The 21,541-nt window shown below is 68.9% G+C and carries 25 protein-coding genes; 14 read left to right on the top strand and 11 right to left on the bottom strand.

From position 1 onward, the window contains the following. Positions 1 to 3 precede the first annotated feature (3 nt). The gene (gene aceE / locus U5K29_08450) at positions 4 to 2,703 is read right to left on the bottom strand and encodes a pyruvate dehydrogenase (acetyl-transferring), homodimeric type (GenBank protein ID MDZ7678570.1); all 2,700 of its coding nucleotides are present in this window, start codon (positions 2,701 to 2,703) and stop codon (positions 4 to 6) included. A gap of 115 nt (positions 2,704 to 2,818) precedes the next feature. Here aceE and U5K29_08455 point away from each other — a divergent pair, with 115 nt between their 5' ends. After that, positions 2,819 to 3,853 (top strand): RNase H family protein, encoded by a 1,035-nt coding sequence (locus U5K29_08455; protein MDZ7678571.1) that lies wholly within the window; start codon positions 2,819 to 2,821, stop codon positions 3,851 to 3,853. A gap of 21 nt (positions 3,854 to 3,874) precedes the next feature. Here the strand turns inward: U5K29_08455 and U5K29_08460 are convergent, their stop codons facing one another. Both U5K29_08460 and U5K29_08465 read right to left on the bottom strand, forming a co-directional pair. After that, positions 3,875 to 4,822, bottom strand: a complete 948-nt coding sequence (locus U5K29_08460) for a PASTA domain-containing protein (protein ID MDZ7678572.1) — start codon at positions 4,820 to 4,822, stop codon at positions 3,875 to 3,877. A gap of 48 nt (positions 4,823 to 4,870) precedes the next feature. Continuing rightward, complete coding sequence (locus tag U5K29_08465; protein ID MDZ7678573.1) at positions 4,871 to 5,437, bottom strand: J domain-containing protein; 567 nt, start codon at positions 5,435 to 5,437, stop codon at positions 4,871 to 4,873. 150 nt (positions 5,438 to 5,587) lie between these two features. Here U5K29_08465 and U5K29_08470 point away from each other — a divergent pair, with 150 nt between their 5' ends. Further along, positions 5,588 to 7,372 (top strand): hydantoinase/oxoprolinase family protein, encoded by a 1,785-nt coding sequence (locus U5K29_08470; GenBank protein MDZ7678574.1) that lies wholly within the window; start codon positions 5,588 to 5,590, stop codon positions 7,370 to 7,372. Further along, positions 7,369 to 8,913, top strand: coding sequence for a hydantoinase B/oxoprolinase family protein (locus tag U5K29_08475; protein MDZ7678575.1), 1,545 nt, complete (start codon positions 7,369 to 7,371; stop codon positions 8,911 to 8,913). The genes U5K29_08470 and U5K29_08475 overlap by 4 nt, the downstream gene beginning before the upstream one ends. On the opposite strand, the gene U5K29_08480 is transcribed toward U5K29_08475, so the two are convergent. From U5K29_08480 to U5K29_08490, 3 genes are read right to left on the bottom strand one after another with little or no spacing between them, the layout of a single operon-like run. Further along, entirely contained in the window at positions 8,891 to 9,388 is a 498-nt protein-coding gene (locus U5K29_08480; protein MDZ7678576.1) for a hypothetical protein, read from the bottom strand. The genes U5K29_08475 and U5K29_08480 overlap by 23 nt on opposite strands. Further along, positions 9,385 to 9,810, bottom strand: coding sequence for a hypothetical protein (locus tag U5K29_08485; GenBank protein ID MDZ7678577.1), 426 nt, complete (start codon positions 9,808 to 9,810; stop codon positions 9,385 to 9,387). Before U5K29_08485 ends, U5K29_08480 begins: the two co-directional genes overlap by 4 nt. Continuing rightward, positions 9,807 to 10,799: a hypothetical protein gene (locus tag U5K29_08490; GenBank protein ID MDZ7678578.1), complete on the bottom strand. Its 993-nt coding sequence runs from the start codon at positions 10,797 to 10,799 to the stop codon at positions 9,807 to 9,809. Before U5K29_08490 ends, U5K29_08485 begins: the two co-directional genes overlap by 4 nt. Positions 10,800 to 10,976: 177 nt before the next feature. Here U5K29_08490 and U5K29_08495 point away from each other — a divergent pair, with 177 nt between their 5' ends. Next, positions 10,977 to 11,420 carry a helix-turn-helix domain-containing protein gene (locus U5K29_08495; GenBank protein ID MDZ7678579.1) on the top strand — a complete coding sequence of 148 codons (444 nt, stop codon included), beginning with the start codon at positions 10,977 to 10,979 and terminating at the stop codon, positions 11,418 to 11,420. A 10-nt stretch (positions 11,421 to 11,430) separates the two neighbouring features. Here the strand turns inward: U5K29_08495 and U5K29_08500 are convergent, their stop codons facing one another. After that, a complete protein-coding gene (locus U5K29_08500; GenBank protein MDZ7678580.1) occupies positions 11,431 to 12,324 on the bottom strand; it encodes a DUF3039 domain-containing protein in 894 nt (297 codons plus the stop codon). Positions 12,325 to 12,725: 401 nt separating this feature from the next. Between U5K29_08500 and U5K29_08505 the strand changes: the two genes are divergently transcribed. The 4 genes from U5K29_08505 (at position 12,726) to U5K29_08520 (ending at position 14,828) form a co-directional block, all read left to right on the top strand. Next, complete coding sequence (locus U5K29_08505; protein MDZ7678581.1) at positions 12,726 to 13,175, top strand: hydantoinase B/oxoprolinase family protein; 450 nt, start codon at positions 12,726 to 12,728, stop codon at positions 13,173 to 13,175. Positions 13,176 to 13,190: 15 nt separating this feature from the next. Next, positions 13,191 to 13,472, top strand: coding sequence for an AbrB/MazE/SpoVT family DNA-binding domain-containing protein (locus U5K29_08510; GenBank protein ID MDZ7678582.1), 282 nt, complete (start codon positions 13,191 to 13,193; stop codon positions 13,470 to 13,472). A gap of 754 nt (positions 13,473 to 14,226) precedes the next feature. After that, positions 14,227 to 14,448, top strand: a complete 222-nt coding sequence (locus U5K29_08515; protein ID MDZ7678583.1) for a hypothetical protein — start codon at positions 14,227 to 14,229, stop codon at positions 14,446 to 14,448. After that, entirely contained in the window at positions 14,445 to 14,828 is a 384-nt protein-coding gene (locus U5K29_08520; GenBank protein ID MDZ7678584.1) for a type II toxin-antitoxin system VapC family toxin, read from the top strand. Before U5K29_08515 ends, U5K29_08520 begins: the two co-directional genes overlap by 4 nt. A gap of 44 nt (positions 14,829 to 14,872) precedes the next feature. On the opposite strand, the gene U5K29_08525 is transcribed toward U5K29_08520, so the two are convergent. Next, positions 14,873 to 15,754, bottom strand: coding sequence for a DNA methyltransferase (locus tag U5K29_08525; GenBank protein MDZ7678585.1), 882 nt, complete (start codon positions 15,752 to 15,754; stop codon positions 14,873 to 14,875). Positions 15,755 to 15,777: 23 nt separating this feature from the next. Here U5K29_08525 and U5K29_08530 point away from each other — a divergent pair, with 23 nt between their 5' ends. From U5K29_08530 to U5K29_08545, 4 genes are all read left to right on the top strand, one after another. Continuing rightward, positions 15,778 to 16,143 carry an RNA-binding S4 domain-containing protein gene (locus U5K29_08530; GenBank protein ID MDZ7678586.1) on the top strand — a complete coding sequence of 122 codons (366 nt, stop codon included), beginning with the start codon at positions 15,778 to 15,780 and terminating at the stop codon, positions 16,141 to 16,143. A 4-nt stretch (positions 16,144 to 16,147) separates the two neighbouring features. Then, positions 16,148 to 16,729, top strand: a complete 582-nt coding sequence (gene yihA / locus U5K29_08535) for a ribosome biogenesis GTP-binding protein YihA/YsxC (GenBank protein ID MDZ7678587.1) — start codon at positions 16,148 to 16,150, stop codon at positions 16,727 to 16,729. A gap of 153 nt (positions 16,730 to 16,882) precedes the next feature. After that, positions 16,883 to 17,368 (top strand): hypothetical protein, encoded by a 486-nt coding sequence (locus tag U5K29_08540; GenBank protein MDZ7678588.1) that lies wholly within the window; start codon positions 16,883 to 16,885, stop codon positions 17,366 to 17,368. A gap of 137 nt (positions 17,369 to 17,505) precedes the next feature. Continuing rightward, the gene (locus U5K29_08545; protein MDZ7678589.1) at positions 17,506 to 17,922 is read left to right on the top strand and encodes a cyclic nucleotide-binding domain-containing protein; all 417 of its coding nucleotides are present in this window, start codon (positions 17,506 to 17,508) and stop codon (positions 17,920 to 17,922) included. Between the two features lie 305 nt (positions 17,923 to 18,227). Here the strand turns inward: U5K29_08545 and U5K29_08550 are convergent, their stop codons facing one another. Further along, positions 18,228 to 18,839, bottom strand: a complete 612-nt coding sequence (locus tag U5K29_08550; GenBank protein ID MDZ7678590.1) for an NAD(P)-binding protein — start codon at positions 18,837 to 18,839, stop codon at positions 18,228 to 18,230. Between the two features lie 97 nt (positions 18,840 to 18,936). On the opposite strand from U5K29_08550, the gene U5K29_08555 reads away from it, so the two are divergent. Next, complete coding sequence (locus U5K29_08555) at positions 18,937 to 19,716, top strand: SDR family NAD(P)-dependent oxidoreductase (protein ID MDZ7678591.1); 780 nt, start codon at positions 18,937 to 18,939, stop codon at positions 19,714 to 19,716. A 53-nt stretch (positions 19,717 to 19,769) separates the two neighbouring features. Here U5K29_08555 and U5K29_08560 read toward each other — a convergent pair whose 3' ends face one another. Next, positions 19,770 to 20,234: an SRPBCC family protein gene (locus U5K29_08560; protein MDZ7678592.1), complete on the bottom strand. Its 465-nt coding sequence runs from the start codon at positions 20,232 to 20,234 to the stop codon at positions 19,770 to 19,772. Positions 20,235 to 20,255: 21 nt separating this feature from the next. Continuing rightward, a complete protein-coding gene (locus tag U5K29_08565) occupies positions 20,256 to 21,161 on the bottom strand; it encodes a TIGR01777 family oxidoreductase (protein ID MDZ7678593.1) in 906 nt (301 codons plus the stop codon). Between the two features lie 118 nt (positions 21,162 to 21,279). On the opposite strand from U5K29_08565, the gene U5K29_08570 reads away from it, so the two are divergent. Next, positions 21,280 to 21,513, top strand: a complete 234-nt coding sequence (locus U5K29_08570) for a hypothetical protein (protein MDZ7678594.1) — start codon at positions 21,280 to 21,282, stop codon at positions 21,511 to 21,513. Positions 21,514 to 21,541 lie beyond the last annotated feature (28 nt).

Here is a 21,541-nt window from a genome sequence, read left to right on the forward strand (position 1 = left end):
GGATCAGTCCTCGGGCCAGGTCACCTTGGGATCGGTGGCGTCAGGGTCGATGTCATAGCGGCGGATGGCATCGTCGACCAGTTCAGCTTCGATGACACCGTCGCGTGCGAGACCCCACAGCGTCGCCACCACGATGTGGCCGGTGTCGATCTCGAAGAAGCGGCGCATGGCCTCGCGGGTGTCGCTGCGGCCGAACCCGTCGGTGCCGAGGGGTACGAAGGTGCGCGGCACCCAGCGACCGATCTGGTCGGGGACGAGGGTCATGTGGTCGGTGACCGCCACCACCGGACCCGATCCCTCGCCGAGCAGCTCGGTCACCCGGGGGATGCGTCCCTGCTCGCCGGGATGGAGCCGGTTCCACCGCTCGGTGCTCATCGCCTGGTCGCGGAGGCCCTTGTAGCTCGTGGCACTCCACAGCTCGGCGCCGACCCCGTAGTGCTCGGCCAGCTCGGCCTGGGCTGCTCGGGCGCCACCCTGCATGCTGCCCGAGAACAGGATGGCGGCGCCGTGTTCGGCGCCTTCGGGTGCCGGTGCCCACCGGTAGAGGCCCTCGATGATGCCGTCGTCGACGCCGTCGGGCCGCTCGGGCATCTGGTAGTTCTCGTTGTAGAGGGTGAGGTAGTACATGACCTCCTCACCGTCGCCGTACATGCGGGCGATGCCCTCGCGGACGATGACCGCCATCTCGTAGGCGAACGCGGGGTCATAGGCCCGGATGGTGGGGACCGTCGCGGCCAGCACGTGGCTGTGACCGTCCTGGTGCTGCAGACCCTCGCCCAACAGCGTGGTGCGGCCCGCGGTCGCGCCGCAGAGGAAGCCCTTGGCCCGGGCGTCGGCCGCGGCCCAGATGAGGTCGCCCACCCGCTGGAACCCGAACATCGAGTAGAAGGTGAAGAACGGCACCATCGGTACGCCGTGCACCGAGTACGAGGTGCCGGCGGCGGTGAAGCTGGCCATCGAGCCGGCTTCGGTGATGCCCTCCTCGAGGATCTGGCCGTCCTGGCCCTCGGTGTAGGACAGCAGCAACTGGGCGTCGACCGGTTCGTAGAGCTGGCCCTGCGAGGCGTAGATCTTGAACTCGCGGAACATGGCGTCCATGCCGAAGGTGCGTGCCTCGTCGGGGATGATCGGCACCACCCGGGGCCCGAACTCGCCGTCGCGCATGAGGTTGCGGAGCACCCGGGTGAAGGCGGTGGTGGTGGACACCTCCTGGTCGCCGGATCCCGAGTAGAGCTCCTCGAACGGACCGTCGGTGGCCATGGTGAGGGCCCGACGCTCGCGCACCACCCGTTGGGGCACGGGGCCGTCGAACGCCTTGCGACGGTCCATCAGGTACTGGTACTCGACCGAGTCGGTGTCGAAGCGCACATAGGGCGGATCGGCGTCGTCGGCCAGAGCATCCTCGGCGATGTCGTCGTGGAGATGCAGCCGGTCGCGCAGGTTCCGCAACTGCTGCATCGTCATCTTCTTGATCTGGTGGGTGGCGTTGCGACCCTCGACGTCGGGACCGAGGGTCCAGCCCTTGACGGTCTTGGCGAGGATGACGGTGGGGGCACCCTCCTGCTCGGTCGCCATGCGGTACGCCGCGTAGAGCTTGCGGTGGTCGTGGCCCCCGCGGGGCAGCGCCCGCAGATCCTCGTCGGAGAGGTGGTCGACGAGCTGGCGCAGCCGGGGATCGGGACCGAAGAAGTGCTCGCGGATGTATGCGCCGGACTCGACGGCATAGCGTTGGAACTCGCCGTCGACGGTGTCGTTCATCTTGTTGAGCAGCACGCCGTCGACGTCGCGGGCGAGCAGCTCGTCCCAGCGCGAGCCCCACACGACCTTGATGACGTTCCAGCCCGCACCCCGGAAGATCGCTTCGAGCTCCTGGATGATCTTGCCGTTGCCCCGCACCGGACCGTCGAGGCGCTGGAGGTTGCAGTTGACGACCCACACCAGGTTGTCGAGGCGCTCACGCGCGGCGAGCGAGATCGATCCGAGGGTCTCGGGCTCGTCGACCTCACCGTCGCCGAGGAAGCACCACACCCGGCTCTGGCTGGTGTCGTCGACCCGGCGGTGATGCAGGTAGCGGTTGAACCGCGCCTGGTAGATCGAGTTGATGGGACCCAGCCCCATCGACACGGTGGGGAACTCCCAGAAGTTGGGCATCAGCCGGGGGTGGGGGTAGCTCGACAGGCCGCCCCCGCCGATCTCGCGGCGGAACCGGTCGAGCTCGGACTCGGTGAGGCGGCCCTCGAGGTACGCCCGCGCGTAGATGCCCGGAGCGGCGTGGCCCTGGATGTACACCTGGTCGCCGGCGAGGCCGCTGTCCTTGCCCCGGAAGAAGTGGTTGAACCCCACCTCGTAGAGCGACGCCGACGAGGCGAAGGTGGACAGGTGGCCACCGATCCCGTCGGCGGCCTCGTTGGCCTTGATGACCATGACGGCCGCGTTCCACCGGATGAAGCGCCGGATGCGACGTTCGACGTCCTCGTCGCCGGGGAACCACGGTTCTTCCTCGCTGGGGATGGTGTTGACGTAGGGGGTCGAGACGCTGGCCGGCACCCCGACCTGCAGCTCTCGGGCACGGACGAGCAACTTGGAGAGCAGGTAGCGGGCGCGTGAGGATCCGCGGGTCCCGACGACCGCGTCGAGCGAGTCCAACCACTCTTCGGTCTCGGTGGGGTCGATGTCTGGGAGCTGGTGGACGAAGCCGTCGATGATCACTGCTGGGGCATCCTTCACTCGGGGGTCGCGAAGCGCAGGTCCGTTCACCATACCGAGCCTGCACGCACACCGACGGCGGGCATCGCGGCCTGTGGCATGCTCGTCGGCGATGACGCTCGTGGCCTACACCGACGGTGCCTGCAGCGGGAACCCCGGACCGGGAGGGTGGGCGTGGGTCCGACCCGATGGCCCCTGGGCCAGCGGCGCAGAGCGGCGCTCCACGAACCAGCGCATGGAGATCACCGCCGCGTTCGAAGCCGTGCGGGCGGCGAAGGGTCCGATCGAGATCGTGTCGGACTCGACCTATGTCGTGAACTGCTTCCGCGACCGGTGGTGGGAGGGTTGGCTGCGGCGGGGGTGGACCAACTCGAAGAAGGAGCCGGTCGCCAACCGGGACCTGTGGGAGCCGTTCATCGACCTCGTCCTCGAGCGGGGCGATGTCAGCTTCCGGTGGGTGAAGGGCCACGGCGGCGATCCGCTCAACGACATGGCCGACCGGTTGGCGGTGGCCGCCGCCGCCGAGCAGCGGGGGCGGTCGGGGGCGACCCTGCCCGACGTGTCGAAGCTGCCCACCGACGCGACCGGGGCCGCCGGGGCCCCCCTCGCGGGGGCGCGGCGCGACCACCGCCTGCCCGACCTGGCGATCGCCGAGCACGGCGTGGCGGTGTTCGGCCACCGGCCTCCTGCGCTCGGGGGCTACGACGACAACCCCGTCGCTCGGGGGGTCCGGCACTCGCTGGCGGAGATCCTCGCGGCCCGCCGTGAGCTCGATCCCGACCTGGTCGTGGTGTCGGGCCTGCGTCTGGGAGCCGAACAGCTCGGTGCCGAAGCGGCGATCGAGGTCGGCCTCCCCCTGGTGGCCGTGCTTCCCCACCCCGACCCGGACTCACGTTGGCCACCTGCTGCTCGCCGGCACTTCGCCGAACTGCTCGAGGCTGCCGCCGAGACCGTCACCCTCGAACGGAAGGTCCCCGCGACGGCCCAGGCGGCCGGTGCATCGCTGGCTCGTCGCGACGCCTGGCTGGCCCGCAACGTCGCGTCGGCGATCCTCGTCTGGGACCGCCAGGACCCGAGCTTGTCGCGGCTGGCGTCGAGCCTCGAGGACCATCTGGGTGCCGAGGTGTGGTACCTGGAACCGGCGTGAGAGGGACTCAGGCGCTCACCGTCAGGGGACGATGATCTCGTCGGCCGGGCTCGAGGAGCCGGATCCGCCGGGGGTGATGATCTCGTCGGCCGGGTTCGAGGGGTCGGATTCGCCGGGGGTGGTGGTGGAGGTCGTCGACGTGGTCGGAGGTGCGGTCGTGGTCGTCGACGGCGGGGTCGTCGTCGACGTGGTGGTGGTGGGGGGCGCGCCGCGGGAGATGTAGAGGATGAGCCGTGAGCCGCGCGGTGCCTGTTCGTCGGCTTCGGGTTCGGTCGACACCGCGCTGCCCCTGCTGACCCAACCGGAGTAGCGGTCGAGGATGTGGACCTCGAACCCGGCGTCCTCGAGGATCCGGACCGCGTCTCGTTCAGGCTCGCGCCGCACGTCGGGGATGTCGATCATCGGCGGACCCGTGGACAGCACGACGTCGATGGTGCTGCCGCGCTCGATCAGCTTGCCGGGAGCGGGATCCTGGCTGAGCACCTCGTCGGCGGCGGCGTCGCTCTGCTGGTAGCTGACCTCGCCGACCGACAGCCCGTAGGCAGCGAGGAGCAGGAACAGCTCGTGGCTGGGTGAGCCGCGCAGGTCGGGGGCGCGGGCAAACTCGTCGCCGACGCTGACTCTCACCTCGACCGAGGTTCCGTTCGGGACGCTCTCACCGGCCGATGGTTCCTGGGCGGTGACCTCGCCGGGTGGGACCTGCACGTTCTGGGCGGTGATGATCACCGGGACCAGCCCTGCTTCCTGCAGCTCCGTGCGCGCCTGCTGCTCGTCGTCGCCGACGAGGTCGGGCACCTCGACCAGGGTCGGGCCTCCTTCCAGGATTCCGGCCCCGACCAGGCCCGCCAACGAGGTGCTGGCCACCACCGCGGCGACGGCCACGATGGCCAGGAGGAGCATGAACGGCAGCGGATGGGTGCCAAGGGGCAGATCGCCGGCACCCGGATCAGATGCAGGATCGCGAGTCACCCATCAGTGATACCCCAATCCGGGTCAAGATATGCAGCGGGGATCTGCTCAGAGGTCGTTGGTCAGTCGGTAGATCCGACGGAGGTCGCTGAACGCGGCGTTGATCTGCGACATCGTGCTCTCGGCACGGGCACGGGCGGTCAGGTCGCTGCTGCCGTGGCGGTCGGGATGGTGCTGCTTGGCCAGCTGGCGGTGGCGCCGGGCGACCTCGGGCCACGATGCATCCGATGTCAGGCCGAGGACATCCCAGGGGGTGTGCCCGTTCTGGTCGACCGGCTCGGGTTCCGGCGGAGCCGCCCACGCAAAGACGTCCTCGGGAGCCCAGCTGGACCGTGGTGGGTTGGGGCGGGTCGGATCGGAGGACGGTGATGGTGGCCGGCGAGGGGCGGTGGAGCCCTCCGGGGCGAAGGCGGCGTCGGCCAGACGTCGCGCCCGGGCGGCCTGGCCATGGGGCTTCGGGTCGACCAGGTTGTCGAGGGTGTCCCGTTGGGCCCACCAGGCGTGACCGGTGTCGTCGTCCATCTGGACCGAGTCGTCCGCCTCATTCCGGGCGCGACGTCGCCCGAAGGCACGGATCCGCCGGGCGGATCGAGGCGAGAGCTCGTCTTCGGGCATCTGGTTCGTGGCATCCCGACGGGGGTCGGCCCCGCCGTCGACCGCAATGCTAGAGCGATCGGTGGGGCGGTGCAGCGGGTCGATCGGCTCATTCTCGGGGGGATGGGTGGCCGGGGGATCCGGGTGCAGGTCCCAGCTACCGTGACCGCCATGCGGATCGGTTCGGACACCGGCGGTACCTTCACCGATCTGGTCGCCGCCGACGGTCGCATCGCGAAGGTCCTGTCGACCCCTCAGGACCCCGGCGTCGCCGTGGCCGAGGGTGTGGCCGAGCTCGGTTCCTCCGACGACCTGACCCTTGCCCACGGCACCACCGTTGCCACCAACGCGCTCCTCGAGGGCCGGGTTGCGTCGGTCGCGCTGGTCACCACCGTCGGCCTGGCCGACGTGATCGAGATCGCCCGCCAGGACCGCCCCTCGCTCTATGACCCGACGGTGCGACGGCCGGTGCCCCTCGTCGCTCGCGCATTGCGGTTCGAGGTGCGCGGGCGGATGGCGGCCGATGGAACCGAGCTGGAGCCGGTGCAGTTGGGTGACGTGCCGGCCGTGATCGATGCGGATGCGGTGGCGATCTGCTTCCTCCACGCCGACCTCGAACCCGGACACGAGGACGTGGTCGCGGAACTGCTCGGCGCAGGCGGTCGCGACGTGTGCTGCTCCCACGACGTGTCGCCGGAGGTCCGCGAGTACGAGCGCACGGTCACCACGGTCGTGAACGCCGCGCTGCGTCCGATCCTGCGCGAGTACCTCACCGATCTGGCCGGCACCGCCCACGAGGTGATGGTCATGACCTCGGCGGGTGGGCTGGTCCCGGCCCGCACTGCGAGCGAGCTCCCCGCCTCGTTGCTGCTGTCCGGGCCTGCGGGCGGGGTGCGGGCGGGTGCCGCGGTCGCGGCGGCCCACGGATTCGCCGACGCGGTGACCCTCGACATGGGCGGGACCAGCACCGACGTGTGCCTCGTGCTCGACGGGGCACCCGCCCCCGCGGCCCAGCGGGAGGTCGCGGGCTTCACGGTGCGGTTTCCCGCGCTCGACGTGTTCACCATCGGCGCCGGGGGCGGGTCCATCGCGTCGATCGACCCCGGGGGCGCGCTGGTGGTCGGCCCCCGCAGCGCAGGCGCCCGCCCCGGCCCCGCCTGCTATGGCCGAGGTGGTGATGAGCCCACCGTCACCGACGCCAACGTGGCCGCGGGGCGCATCCCCGCTGGGGCGACCTTCGGCGGCATCAGCCTCGACGATCGGCGAGCAGCGGAGGCGCTCGAGCGAGCGGGTGTCGGCGCCGAGGGGGTGCTGGCGGTGGTGAACGCCAACATGGAGCGCGCCTTGCGTGCGGCCACCGTCGAACGGGGGGTCGACCCCCGTTCGCTCGCCTTGGTTGCCTTCGGTGGGGCAGGTCCGCTCCACGCGGCCGAGCTGGCCGATGCGTTGGGCATCGCCACCGTGATCGTCCCGGCGCGGGCCGGCGTGCTGTCGGCGGTGGGCATCCTGACCTCGCCCGTTCAACGTGATCTGGTGCAGTCGTGGCCGACCCCGACCGGCCATGCCGGCCTGGACGAGGCATTGGATGCGCTGGCGGCCGAGGCCACCGCGCTGGTGGGCCAGGGGGCGGTCGCCACCACGACGGTCGACTGTCGCTACCTGGGCCAGAGCCACGAGATCACCGTGGCGTCGGTCGACGCGTTCGAGGACGAACACCGGCGTCGCAACGGCTACAGCCGTGCCGGTGATCCGGTCGAGGTGATCGCCATCAGGGCCACCGCAGTCCGTCCCTCCCCGGTGTCGATCGAGGACCTGGCACCGGTGGAGCGGCCCGCACACATCGTCGTGGGACCGGCCACCATCGCCGATCCCGACTCCACGACGTGGGTCCCGGACCGCTGGCAGGCCGAGCCAGGACTCGACGGTGCGCTGGTGCTGACCCGGCGGTCGCGGTGACGCTCGATCCCGCGGCGCTCCAGGTCCTGATCTCGCGCCTCACCGGCGTGGCCGAGGAGATGGGCGCGGTGCTGCGTCGATCGGCGTTCAGCCCCAACATCAAGGAGCGGGCCGACTGCTCGGCCGCCCTCTTCACCGCCGACGGCGCGCTGCTGGTCCAGGCCGAGCACATCCCCGTCCACCTGGGCTCGATGCCGGCGAGTGTGCAGGCGGCGATCGACGCGTTCGGCGATCAGCTCTCACCCGGGGACCAGATCGTGCTCAACGATCCGTTCGCGGGTGGGACCCATCTCAACGACATCACCGTGGTGGCCCCCTGCTTCGTGGACGGGCGCCTGGTCGGTTTCGCCGCCAACCGTGCCCATCACGCCGATGTCGGAGGTTCGGCCCCCGGGTCGATCCCCGCCGATGCCACCGAGATCTACCAGGAGGGGTTGCGCATCCCGCCCACTCGCCTCGACGAGGGTCTGCGTGGTCTGCTGCTGGCCAACTCGCGGACTCCCATGGAGCGGGCCGGCGATCTGGACGCCCAGGTGGGGGCCAACGTCTTGGGCGTCGAGCGCCTGGCGCGGTTCGCCGACGCTCCGCTCGACGAGGTGATCGACTACGGCGAACGGCGGATGCGGGCGGCGCTGGCCGAGCTGCCCGACGGCACGTGGAGGTTCAGCGACGTCGTCGACTCGACCGGGGCCGCTGCCGACCAGCAGAGGCCCGCCCGCATCGTGGTCGCCGTGGAGGTGGTCGGCGACCGGGTGCGCTTCGACTTCACCGGGACCGATCCTCAGCGACGGGGAAACGTCAACGCCGTCGAAGCTGTGACCGTGTCGTCGGTGGCGTTCGCGCTCCGGGCGGTTCTCGATCCCACGATTCCCGCGAACGGGGGAGCGTTCCGAGCGGTCGAGGTGGTCACCGTCGCAGGCAGCATCGTGGCCGCGCTCTCACCAGCGGCGGTCGGGGCCGGCAACGTGGAGGTCAGCCAGCGGGTGGCCGATGTGTGCTTCGGCGCGCTCGCCCAGGTGGTGCCCGACCGGGTCCCGGCAGCCTCGCAGGGAACGATGAACAACGTGCTGATCGGCGGCGCCGGGTGGGTGTACTACGAGACCGTCGGCGGCGGCCAGGGTGGTGGCCCGTCGGGTCCGGGGATGAGCGGTGTCCACACCGCGATGACTAATACGAAGAACACACCGATCGAGGCACTGGAACGGGCGTTCCCCATGAGAGTGCTGCGCTATCGACTGCGCCGGGGAAGCGGCGGTACCGGATGGTCTCCGGGCGGGGAGGGCATCGAGCGCGATCTGCAGATGCTGGAGGATGTGACCGTGAGCCTGATCACCGAGCGCCGTGTCAGCCAGCCGTGGGGTCTCGCTGGGGGCGAGCCAGGTGCGGTGGGGGAGAACTGGCTGCTGCCTGGGGGTGACGAGGCCCGAGCCGAGCGCCTCCCCGACAAGTGCACGCTCCGCCTCGCGACTGGCGACGTGCTGCGAATGCTGACGCCGGGCGGAGGCGGCTGGGGGAGGGCTACCGGAACGGGTTCCACCTGAAGGTCACCTCGTCACGGATCAGCTCAGCGAGGAAGGCATCGTGGTCGCGCAGCGGCGCAAGCTCGTCGTGAAGGTCAGCGATGTTCATTCCAGCGTCGTCGGACATTGCGGGTTGGCCCCACGCTTCGTTCATCAGCCTGCCAGCAATTCGACGGTGGTCTTCGACGGCGGTCCGATACCCGTCGTAGAGCTTCGGGGCTTCGGCCCCGATCCAGATCGAGGCCTCGGTCAGTTCGCGTTGGATTGCCATTACCTCGGTCGAGATCCGACGTCGCTCCGCTTCTGGGTTGGACTCGTCCCGGCGGCGGATGACGTAGGGGTACTCGCGGTAGGAGGCGAGGGCACCTACGGCCTTCGCCAGTACCTCACGCTTGCGCAGTCGTCGTTCCGCCGCAGCGGTGAATGCTGGGCTGAGGAGAGCAACGAGGAGCGCGAACCCACCTGCGATGAGGGCCGGGACGTACGCCGGGTTCATGCTGCGACCTTCGGGCTGTGCGCCGCTTCGGGACCCAACCACTCGCCGGTCTCTCGCCAATGGGCTTCTCTGTAGAGGTGGAGGGCGATGTGGTCGATGAGGTCGCCCAGCCCGTCGCCGAACACCCACCGGTTCGTCTCGGCATCATCGGGATGCCACATGCACAGATGGTCGTCCGGGTAGCGATGCGGGGACTCGTTGGGGCCGTCGACCTCGACGCGGACGAAGGTCGGAGCATCGGCCCGAAAGCTGATTGTCGCCGTCCGATCCTCGAAGTGGCCGAGGACGATTGGAACGATGTACTCGATGCCCTCGCCGCTACGATGCCGATGGAAGGGCAGGCGACGTGCTCGTGCGGCCAGTTCGAACCGAGCCCGTTCGGTGTCGTTACCGAACCACGGCCCGTGGTAGCGCTTCCTCATCCCCCGAACGACCGAGTGGTCTTGACCTGGCTGCCAGCACCTACGGCGATCCCGCTCGCCGTGTAGCGAGCACCTTCGTTTCCGCCTCGGAGTGAAGCGGAGATCGATGCCTGGGACTGGCGGTCGGCCGGCTCCAGGTAGTTCGGAAAGGCAGCGGCGATGAGGTCCTGCACCTCGTCGTCGTCGTCCGATTCGAGCGCCTTGGCCAATGAGGAAGCGAGAGCGGTCAGCCGGCTGACCACGATGGCTCGATCGATGAGCAGCTTGATTGGCGGCGACACATCGGCCGGGTCGGGCGTGAGGCGCTTGGCCAGGTCGGTCGCCCCGTAGTCGGCGATGGCATGAAGGGCCTCCGGGACACCCATGCCGGACTCGACGGCCGAGAGAGCGAGTGCCTCGAGGTTGAAGCTGCACAGGCCCGGCTGCGTCGGCTGCTTGTTCCACGTCTTGGCCAAGCGAATCGCTCGTGCCCGGGTCACCCGGAGCGCCTTCGGGCCGTCGGTGAGCAGCTCGGTGTGCCGTTCAGGATGAGAGGCATCCCAGCTGCCCGCATGGAGGTTCGGGATCCAGAGACCGACAGCGTTCTTCCGGGTGAGCCCGACGATGAGGTCGACGCTCGGCCCGTCAGGGAACTTCACTTCGATCGCTCGCTTCGTCAGCCGCGTCGACACATCCCATCCGTCGTCGTTGAGGTCGGAGCGAACCTTGCTGCGGACCTGCTCCACAGCGTGGCCTGGGCCGTCGTCGTCGCCGTCCGGTCCGAGCGCACTCCAGACTCGCCTGTCGAGCACGACCCCACAGTCGGCATCAGTGTCGTCGTTGGCCGTTCCGTGGGCGATCGAGCCGGAGCGATAGGTGCGAAGCGCTCCGTCGAAGGACCCGGCTGAAGACAAGACAGCGTCCCGGTGCTCGCGGGCAGTGTTCAGAGTGGTGTCGCTCGGAGCGACGTCGTCGCGGATCTGATCGAGCAGGTCATGAATCTTGGACATCAGCAGGTCCTTCAGGCGGTCATCGGATTACAGGCGTGTGGTTTGCCTCGGGTGTCAGTATGCGGGCGGGGTGTGACATTCGACCTGGGGATATCCAGGCACGGCTTGTATCGTAGCTCTTGACGCAGGTATGTCACTTGTGGCATTTATTAAGTCCTGCCCCAGGAGAACGGACTCATGCGAAACTCACCCGTGAACGTTGTCGACCCCGCCGACCTTGCTGATGACGAGCGCGAGAAGCTTCGTCACGTCGCCGAGGATGCTGCGACCAGCGGCAAGATCGATCTTGAGTCGCTCCCTGAGGCCGTACGAGCCCAGCTTCTGTTTGCGGTTGCTGCCTACTCGCGTGGCGAATCCGTCGCGGCAGTCGCCACCGGCAAGCCCCTGACCTCGAACGAGGCAGCGAAGCTGCTCGGCGTGTCACGCACCCATCTGACACGCCTCTGCGAAGAAGGCCGCATCGAGAGCTTCCCCGTTGGCAACGCAGTGCGTGTCCCTGCCGACGAGGTCATGCGCATCTTGACCGAACGGGGCCGAGCCAAGACGCAGGCCCGTGAGGCTGTGGCCACCGCCGACGATCGTCGTCGCGCCCGAGCCGCACGCGCAGCCGGCCTCCAGTAGTCCTGGCAGGTCAGGACTCGGATGAGCCCTTGAGACGTCGGAGTAGGTCGAGGTTCTCCTGGCAACTCGGACAAATGGGGAACTTCTCGTAGTCCCGGTGGGCAACGACGCTGGCACCGCAGATGGCGACGATCTCGATGCCGGTCGCGTACGCCAAGGTCACTGTGGACCCCTTCGCGAGGTGGCTGAAGTGCTCGGAGCCGTCGCTCAATGGGTTGACCGGTGTCCAGGCGTCGCCGTTGGTCAGCAGATCGTCGAGCTCGGCGGAGGTGGCCATGTGCTCGACCCACTCCTCGGTCACATAGGTGAACCAGGAGTGCGGTGAGTCGTCATTCCTGCGCGGCGGGAGGTAGTCCCAGTCATCGATGCTCTCGCGTCCGGGCACCATGGCAAGCACGTCCATGGGAAAGCGATCCTGGTGTTCGAACTGAGCGAACTCCCAGCTCAGCTCCAGCACGGCCATGCCGCCCTCGTCGGGCATGACTCTCATCGACAGCGTGGCACCAAACACCTCGGCGTCGACCGTTGATCCACGGGATCGGGCGGCGGCAAGGAGAGCACCCAGGACCTGGCCGTGCGCCTCCCGTTCGACTCCACACTCGACCTCGTAGGCCTCTTCGAGTCGGCGGTAGCGTTCGTCGGCCTCGGTTGGGGCGATGGGCGACGAGTCCGTCGCGAACCGCTCGAGATCCCGGTAGAAGTCACCGGACCCGTCGTCCTTGCGCCGACCGGCGGCGAGGAGCCACCAGATACCGTCGTCGTCTTGCCACAGCGCGGCACGGCGGTCGCCGGTCTTCACCTTGATCACGTGACGGTCTGTGATGGCCACGATCCGCTCTCGAGGTGCCGCGTCGTCGCTGGCGATCAGGTTCGCCTTGTCGAGGACAGGGTGCTCCGCGTCCACCAGGGAGCAAGGTAGGAGATGCGTGGGGTCGGCGCCCATGTCCTCGACGACCGTCCGAAGCGCCACTCGAAGCTCGTCCGGCCCTACCTCCAGCGCAAGGTCGTCGACCAGACATCGGAGCGTGGGCCGCACCAGTCGTTTGTCGTCCGAATCCGTCATCGCTCGCTCCAGCTCGCAGCCGCATGGCCACGTCGATGATGCCCGACACAGTGGCGTGAGCCGCTGACCCTGGCCGTAGACAAGTGTCCGCCTCACGCATTGCACTCAGTCGACGCGTGCGTCGAGCCATGGCTGGTTCAGCTGCAGGTAGTACCTGGATCCACACCGCAATGGCCGACGCAGATCAAGTTGACTGCTGATTGGTGGCGGGAGTTCCTGGCCAGTCGGGAATTCACACGTGCATGACCAACGCTGTCGACGAAGGACACCAGTCGGTGGTGGGCGTGCCTGGCCAGTCGGGAATTCATACGTGCATGACAAATACGAAGAACACACCGATCGAGGCACTGGAACGGGCGTTCCCCATGAGAGTGCTGCGCTATCGACTGCGCCGGGGGAGCGGCGGTACCGGATGGTCTCCGGGCGGGGAGGGCATCGAGCGCGATCTGCAGATGCTGGAGGACGTGACCGTGAGCCTGATCACCGAGCGCCGTGTCAGCCAGCCGTGGGGTCTCGCTGGGGGCGAGCCCGGTGCGGTGGGGGAGAACTGGCTACTGCCTGGGGGTGACGAGGCCCGAGCCGAGCGCCTGCCCGACAAGTGCACGCTCCGCCTCGCGACTGGCGACGTGCTGCGAATGCTGACGCCCGGCGGCGGCGGGTGGGGCCCATCAGTGCGGTCTGGCGATCTCTGACCGTCCGAACGAGTCGTGCGGCTCTACGCCAACTGGGAGCAGGCTGGTAGGCTCATCCCAATGGAAGCTACCGTTGACGAGGTCGGTCGGATCGTGGTCCCCAAGGCCTTGCGAGACAGGCTGCGGCTCACGCCAGGCATGAAGGTCGATGTCAGCGAATACGGGGACGGGCTGCACATCACTCCAGTGAGCCGTACTGCTCGACTCGAGGATCGCGATGGGCGCCTCGTTGCCGTCGCGGAAACACCTGTCACCGATGACGACGTGTTGGCGCTGGTCGACGCCGGCCGTCGATGACCGAGGTGGTCCTGGACACCAGCGTGGCTGTCCCGTTGCTCGTGACCTCGCATGTCGCTCACCGAGCTGTCGGTGCGTCGCTCGGCGATCGGTCGGCCGCGCTCGCCGGGCATGCCTTGCACGAGACGTACGCGGTCCTCACTCGGCTACCGGGCGACGCACGTGTCGCCCCGGCGGACGCTGTCCGTCTCCTGCGGGAGCGATTCGAGCCGGCGGCGCTCCTCGATGCCAAGTCGGTTCGCTCGGCCCCAGCCGTCCTTGCCGGTGCCGGCGTCGCAGGCGGAGCCACCTACGACGGGTTGGTCGCCCTTGCTGCGCTGTCGGCGGGCGTTCCGCTCGCAAGCCGGGATCGACGCGCGCTGAGCACCTACCGCCTCCTGGGTGTGTCGGTAGAGACGTTCGGTTGAGCACAGCCGGTCCGTCACCGGCTCTGGCGAACCATGTTGACAAAGGTTTGTGGCCGACACCATCGTCGAGGACCCTGGTGGAGACTCCGACCGGCCGCGCGAGGAGCCAGCTGACTCGACACGGAGCGACCACCGGCGACGCAACAGCGGTTGGTTGGCTCGCTTCGTCGGCCTCGTCATCGGGGGGATCGTCCTCAGCGGTGCACTGCTGCTGTGGATCGTGGTCTCGGTCGGTGAGCCATCCGAGTTCAGGGCACCCGAGACGGGGAGCCTGCTCGGCTCGACCGGTTCGTGTTCGCGAGCCAGTGTGATTGCAAAGTGCAGCGAGCGCGCTAGCGTTTTGCGACATGAAGATCCTCTACCTTCGAAACGTCCCGGATGAGGTCGGCGAGCGGCTCGAACGATTGGCTGCCCGTGAGGGGCTGTCGGTCTCCGCGTTCGCGACCCGCGAGCTGGCCGTCGTCGCCCGCCGGGCCGACAATCCCGCCCTGCTTGCGGACCTTCCCGACCTGGGTGTGGATGCGGCGGTCACCGTCGGCGATGTCGAGGCTGGTCGCGGCGAGCGGTGATCGTGATCGACGCCTCGGCGGCAGTGCTCGGTCTGCTCAACGATGGCGACGCCAGAGCGATGCTCCGTGAGGCCTCGGTCGTCTGTCCTCACCTGGCCGACTCGGAGGTGGTCCAGGCGCTCCGCGCCCAGGTCTTGCGGGGCGAGGTCAACGCGACCGATGCCACTCGAGCCGTCGAGGTGTGGCGGCGCCTCGGCATCGAGCGTGTTGGTGTCACGGGTCTGCTCGCTCGCATGTGGGAGCTGCGCGACAACGTCGGTGCCTACGACGCCACCTACGTCGCGGTCGCGGAGGCGCTGGAGGCGCCGCTCGTCACCGCTGATGGTCGACTTGCTCGCGCTCCAGGACCTCGGTGCACGGTCACCGTCATTCGCCGTTGACCGGCCACCTGAGGCCTGCCTCGCTCGTCCTCGTCGAGCCGGGGTCAGGCGATCGGCAGCTCGAGCTCGGAACCATCAGCGTCGAGGTAGCGGACCGTGTCGCTGCCCAAGCGTTTGCGCATCACGTCGATCGCCTCGGGGTTCTGGTCCACGAGGACGAAACGCCGACCGAGCTCACGGGCGACGGCACCGGTGGTGCCGGAGCCGGCGAAGAAGTCGAGCACCGGCTCGCCAGGGGCTGACGATGCCGAGATGACTCGGCGGAGGATCCCCTCGGGCTTCTGGTTCGGGTAGCCGGTCTTCTCGTTGCCGTTGGTGGGGACGATGGTGTGCCACCACACGTCGGTGGGGAGCTTGCCCCGCTCGCGCTTGTCGGTGCTGACGAGCCCGGGCGCCATGTAGGGGATCCGTTCGATCGCGTCCTGGTCGAAGTGGTGGGCGCCGCGCTCCTTCACATAGACGAGGAGCGTGTCGTGCTTCTGGGGCCAACGGTCCTTGGCCCGGCCCCCGTAGTCGTAGGCCCAGATCACCTCGTTGAGGAAGTTCTGGCGGCCGAAGATCGAGTCGAGTGCGACCTTGCAGTAGTGCGCCTCCCGCTGGTCGAGGTGGAGGTAGAGGGTGCCGTCTCGGCGCAGCAGTCGGTGGGCGTGCTCGAGCAGTGGCCCGATGAACCCGAGGTAGTCGTCGTAGGCGTCGAGATACCCGATGCGCGAGAGCTCGGTGGTGGCGTAGCTGTGTCCCCCGAACCCGACGCGGTCGCCGCTGGCGGAGCGTTCGGTCCGCAACGTCGAGCGCTGCTGCGCCGTGCCGGTGTTGAACGGCGGGTCGATGTAGATGAGCTGGAAGCTCTCGTCGGCGAGGGCGGGGAGAAGCGACGCCGCGTCGGCCAGGATCACGTGGTCGCCGTGCCGGTCGAGGCTCAGCATGCCCCGAACGTACTATCGGGGCCATGGAGTCCACCCGCATCGACCGCTGGCTGTGGGCCATCCGTCTGTGCAAGACCCGCTCCGACGCCACCACCTTGTGCCGCGGCGGCCATGTCCAGCTCAACGACCGGCCGGCCAAGCCCGCCTCGCCGGTCAGGGTGGGCGACACCGTCTCGGCCCGGATCCACGGCCGTGATCGTGTGGTCGAGGTGGTCGAGGTGATCGACAAGCGGGTCGGTGCCTCGGTCGCCGCCGGCTGCTACCTCGACCACTCGCCGCCGGTGCCCGAGACCGACCGCACCCCCACGCTGGTGCGCGACCGGGGTGCGGGCCGACCTACCAAGCGCGAGCGCCGCCAGCTCGACCGCTGGCGTTCGACGGGAGGCTGATCGGGTGAGCGCGCCGCTGCGGCTGCAGTTCGTGACCTCCGCCCCGCGGATCGACCAGCTCCCCGACACCCGCGCCGAGGTGGCCGTGGTCGGGCGGTCGAACGTCGGCAAGTCCTCGCTGCTCAACGCCTTGGCCAACCGCAAGAACCTGGCTCAGACCTCCAAGAGCCCGGGACGCACCCGCCTGCTCAACGTGTTCGCGCTCGACGACGGCACCGCCCTGGTCGACTGTCCCGGCTACGGCTATGCCTCGGCCCCCAAGGCGGTGCAGGCCAAGTGGCAGCAGATGATGGAGCGCTACCTGGTCGAGCGTGAGCAGCTCGACATGATCATGGTGCTCATCGACGGCGAGATCGGTCCCACCAAGCTCGACCGCCAGATGCTCGACTGGCTGCGGTCCCATGGGTTGCCCCACACCGTCATCGCCACCAAGGCCGACAAGGTCAAGGCCTCGGTCCGCGGCAAGCGTCAACGCGAGCTGGCCGAGCGGTGCGACCTCGACCCGGGCGATGTGGTGTGGGTGAGCGCCACCAAGGGCAGCGGGCTCGACCCCCTGCGCGACCTGGTGCGCACCTGGCTGAGCTGACGGTCGCGGGCAAGGGTTCCCGAGACAGACGGGACCTTCGTCCTCCACCATTCGAGGACAAGGCCCCGGGACGGATTGGTACAACTGTGAACAGAATGGCCTCCAAGTGCAAGCCGAGATTCGGCTCACTTGGAACGAGGTGAACCCCCAATGATGAAGAAGGCATTTCCGATCGCTCTCATCGTGCTCGGTGTCGTGTTCGGCGCGGCCGGTCTCTACACCGTCTACCGCGGCCTCGACGCCAAGGATCAGGTCAGAGAAGAGCTGCAGGCCCAGAACATCGTCACCCCTGGCGATGCTCGGATCCCCAACACCCAGGTCAAGGACATCGACACCGCCCAGGCGATGGCCGACATCATCCAAGTGCACGCGATGGAGGCGACCGGCGGACTGACCTACGCGGAGATGGATCGCGACGACCCGGCCCGAGGCACCGCGCTCAACGCCGCCAACCTGCGCACCAGCCTCTACACCTCGGTCATGGCGTTCGAGGTCGGCAATCTGGTGATCGGCCTGGGTCTGATGATCGTGGTGATGGGCGTCGCCGTCGGCGGGCTCGGTGTGGCCATGGCCTCCCTGGTCATCCCGACCCTTGCCGAGAAGGTGCACGTCCACCCGGTCGTCGAGGACGAGGAGTGAACCTCGGCACCCAGCCCGCGGTGTCCCAGCCTGGCACCTGAGCACATCACCCACAGTCGGTGCCCCGGCCCAGCGCCGGGGCGCCGGCGCGTCGGCCCGGATGACGCAGGTTCGAGCGCCGAGTAGCCTCCGCTGCCATGGCTGATTACCTGGAACACCTCGGCAAGGTCTCGCTGTTCGCCGGTGCCGACCACAAGGAGCTGGTCGAGATCTCCAAGGCCACCACCGAGCACACCGTCGATGCCGGCACCGTGCTGGTGCGCCAGGGCGAGACCGGGCGCGAGGCGTTCATCGTGGTCGAGGGCGAGGCCACGGTCACCGTCGACGGCAAGGAGGTGGCCCACCTCGGTCCCGGCGACACCATCGGCGAGATGTCGCTGCTCGACAAGGGGTTGCGCAGCGCCACCGTCACCGCCGACTCCCCGATGAAGCTGTTGGTCCTCGACCCCCGCGAGTTCAAGGGCCTGATGATGGCCATCCCCGCCATCGCGGTGAAGGTGGCGACCGCCCTCGCCGCCAGGGTCCGCGAGCTCGACACCAAGCTCTACGGCTAGGCCAGCTCCCCCTCGAGAGCCAGCGCGGCCAGCTTCGAGGGGTTGCGCATCAGGTGCACGCGGCTGACCTGGCCGTCGACCACCGTGAACGACGCCGCGAGGAACGGCTGCCGGTCGAACGAGCACGACCAGGCCGGACTCTAGGTCCGACCGCTGCAGACGGAACCACGCCTCTTGGACCACGTCCTCGGCGTCGAGCCGGGAGCCGAGGATGCGGTAGGCGAGGCCGACGAGACGGGCACGCTCGGAGGCGAAGAGGACCTCTGGTGAGTCCATGGAGCCAAGTGTTGCTCGCTCGGGCACCGTCAGCTCGCCACCGTTGGGGAAGCACGGCGCGCGGCGAGGTGGCCGGCCGCTGCCCCGCTGGTCAGCGACGCATCGGCCAGGTTGCCCTCCGGGCCGATCCAGTCGCCGGCGACCAGGATCCGGTCGTCGCCGGTGGAGGTGATGGACGGTCGGCCCGCCATCCCGCCGTTCTCGGGCACCGGCATGGACGAGGTGACCGTCATCCGGTGGAGGTAGCGGGCCTCGGCGATCGTCTCTGGAGCCACCCCTGCGAGCCCGAGGTGCTCCTCGAGCGCGCGGCGACCTCGGTCGGGGCTCGATGTCTCGTCGCTTCGGAGGTACCGCATCACGTGGACGACGAACGCCCCCCTCGCGTGCCAGCCGCGCACCGGTGGCCGACCACCCCGGGGCTCGATCCCGAGTGAGCGAAGGACGGCCGCTCCCGGGCCGCGGTCGTACAGCGCGTGCGCCCCCCGGTTGAAGAGGAACCGCCCCACGCGGTCGGTTGCGGCCCTGCCTCCGACGCCGTCGCGGTCGACCACGACCACCGTCGATCCCGCCCGAGCTGCGGTCGCTGCTGCGGCCCAGCCGGCGAGCCCACCGCCGATGACCGCCACGTCATGGCGCTCCATCTCACGTCTCCTGTCCTGTGTGTCGGGGTATGACGAACTGACGAGACAGCGGGGCCGGATGTGACAGCGCCGGGGTGCGCCTGGCTAGCCTGCGGCCATGGATCTGAACGGAGCATCAGCACTGGTCACCGGCGGCGCATCCGGACTCGGTGAGTCCACGGCCCGGCGTCTCGCCGACCGGGGCGCACGAGTGGTGATCGTCGACATGAACGCCGAGGCGGGTGAGGCGGTCGCCAACGACATCGGTGGCGTCTTCGCCCAGGCCGACGTGGCCGACACCGATCAGGTCATCGCTGCTGTCGAAGCGGCCAAGGAGCTCGGCCCGCTGCGTGCGGTGGTCACCGCCGCCGGCATCGGGTTCGCCAGCCGCACCATCGGGCGCGACGGCACCTACGAGTCGGCCCACGACCTCGGTGCGTTCAACAAGGTCCTGTCGGTCAACCTCGTCGGCACGTTCAACACCGCCCGGCTGGCCGCCACCGCCATGTCCCAGACCGAGCCCATCGACGCCGACGGCCAGCGGGGAGCGATCGTCACCGTCACCTCGGTGGCGGGCATCGAGGGCCAGATCGGCCAGGTGTCCTACTCGGCCTCCAAGGGCGGCGTGATCGGCATGACCCTGCCGATGGCGCGCGACCTCTCGGTGGCCGGCATCCGGGTGAACTGCATCGCCCCCGGCCTGATCGACACCCCGATCTACGGGTCGGGGCCGGGCTCGGACGAGTTCAAGTCCAAGCTCAAGCGCGACGTCCTGTTCCCCGACCGTTTGGGTTCGGCCGAGGAGTTCGCGTCGATGGCGCTCGAGCTGCTCACCAACGACTACATGAACGCCGAGCTGGTGCGGGTCGACGGAGGGCTTCGCTTCCAGCCCAAGTGATCAGGCCGGGCGGCGCATCCGTCGCCGCCCGTCTCCGATTGCTCCAGCCAAGGTCAGCCGGTCGACGAGGTGGACACCACCTCTTCGAGGCGCTCGAGGGTGCGCTCCATCGCTGGCGGGTGTTTCGTCGGGTAGCCGGCCAGTTCGATTCCCTTCGGCCACAGCGCCTTTGACCAGTCGAAGCTCTCGACCACCTCGGTGCCGCCCTCGACGGGCGTGAGCTCGTAGCGCCATATGTGACGACCGAAGTGTCGCCAGGCGATCAGTCGGTCCTGCTCGTACTCCACGACGGTGTTGGTGATCGGGTACGGCACCCCCATCTTCATCCGCATGCCGAACTTCGCGCCGAGCTCGAGCGGTTCGGGTTTGGCATCACGCGTGCCGCGCACCGTTCCCGACCCGTCGATCAGGGCATGCCTCGACGCATCCGAGAGGATGGAGAAGATGTCGCGTGCCGGCGCCGGAATGAGGCGGCTGACCGACACCACACGTTGTTCGCGCACTTCAGGCTCTGGCATCTGGACTCCTGGGTGGATGGATCAGGCGGGCCGGTCGAGGATGTCGCGCAGCGCCGGCTCGAGGCTGGCGTGGGTGAACTCGTAGCCGCTGGCTTCGAGCACGCTGGGGATAGCCCGCTGGCTCACCAGCAGCAGGGTCTCGACCAGCTCCCGTCCGTACAGCAGTGCGGGGGCGAAGATCGGGATGGGCAACAGCGTCGGTCGTCTGAGCACCCGACCGAGGGTCTTGGTGAACTCGCCGTTGGTGACCGGGTTCGGGGCGGTGAGGTTGACCGGGCCCTCGACGTCGGCCTCGAGCAGGTGACAGATGGCGCCGACCTCGTCGGCGAGGGAGACCCAGCTCTGCCACTGACGCCCCGAACCCAACCGGCCACCGACGCCGAGCTTGAAGGGGAGCAGCTGGCGGGCGAGTGCGCCTTCCTCGGTGGCCAGAACGACACCGGTCCGGGTGTTGACGGTGCGGATCCCGGCGGCCGCGGCCAGCTGCGACGACGCTTCCCACTTCACACAGACCTCGGCGACGAAGTCGTCGCCCGGGCCGCTCGCCTCGGTGAGCACCTCGTCGCCTCGATCGCCGTAGTAGCCGATCGCCGACGCGCTGATGAACACGCCCGGCCGCTGGTCGAGGCCGACCAGCGCCTCGGCCAACAACGTGGTGCCACGGGTCCGGCTGTTCAAGATCCTGGCCTTCTGCTCGTCGGTCCAGCGCCGGGCGCCGATGTTCTCGCCGGCCAGGTGCACCACCGCGTCGACCCCGTCGAGGCTCCGGTGGTCGATCGTGCCGCCGTCGGGATCCCATTCGATGGCTCGCTCGCCGTCGCGCACCTCGCGGCGGACGAGGGGGATGGGGGTATGGCCCCGCTCGCGCAGGCCGGCCTGCAACGCGGTGCCGACCAGGCCGCTGGCCCCTGAGATCACGACGTCCATCTGGGCTCCTCTGCTGGTCGGTGCTGACAGTCTGCCGCCAGCTCGGCCCCGAGACACGATCGGGGCCGGGGACGAACGGCTACGGTCTCGGTGGTGACCGAGCGGGGAGGACGACGCAGTGGCAGATGAAGAGAACGATGGTGGGCTCCAGATCAGCGCCGGCCTCGTGGGCCTCACCCTGGTGGCGGTGCTGTTGGCGGTGTTCATCTTCCAGAACACCGACGACCAGCCGGTGAGCATCTATCTCTGGGAGGTGACCGCCCCGATGTGGCTGATCCTCCTCGCCACCGCGCTGGTGACCCTGGTGCTCACCGAGGTCGCAGGGTTCATCCGCCGACGTCGGCGGCGCTGAATCGACGCGACCCCAGCCTGCCCGACGC

The sequence above is a fragment of the Acidimicrobiales bacterium genome (genome assembly GCA_034521975.1).
GTDB lineage: Bacteria > Actinomycetota > Acidimicrobiia > Acidimicrobiales > SKKL01 > SKKL01.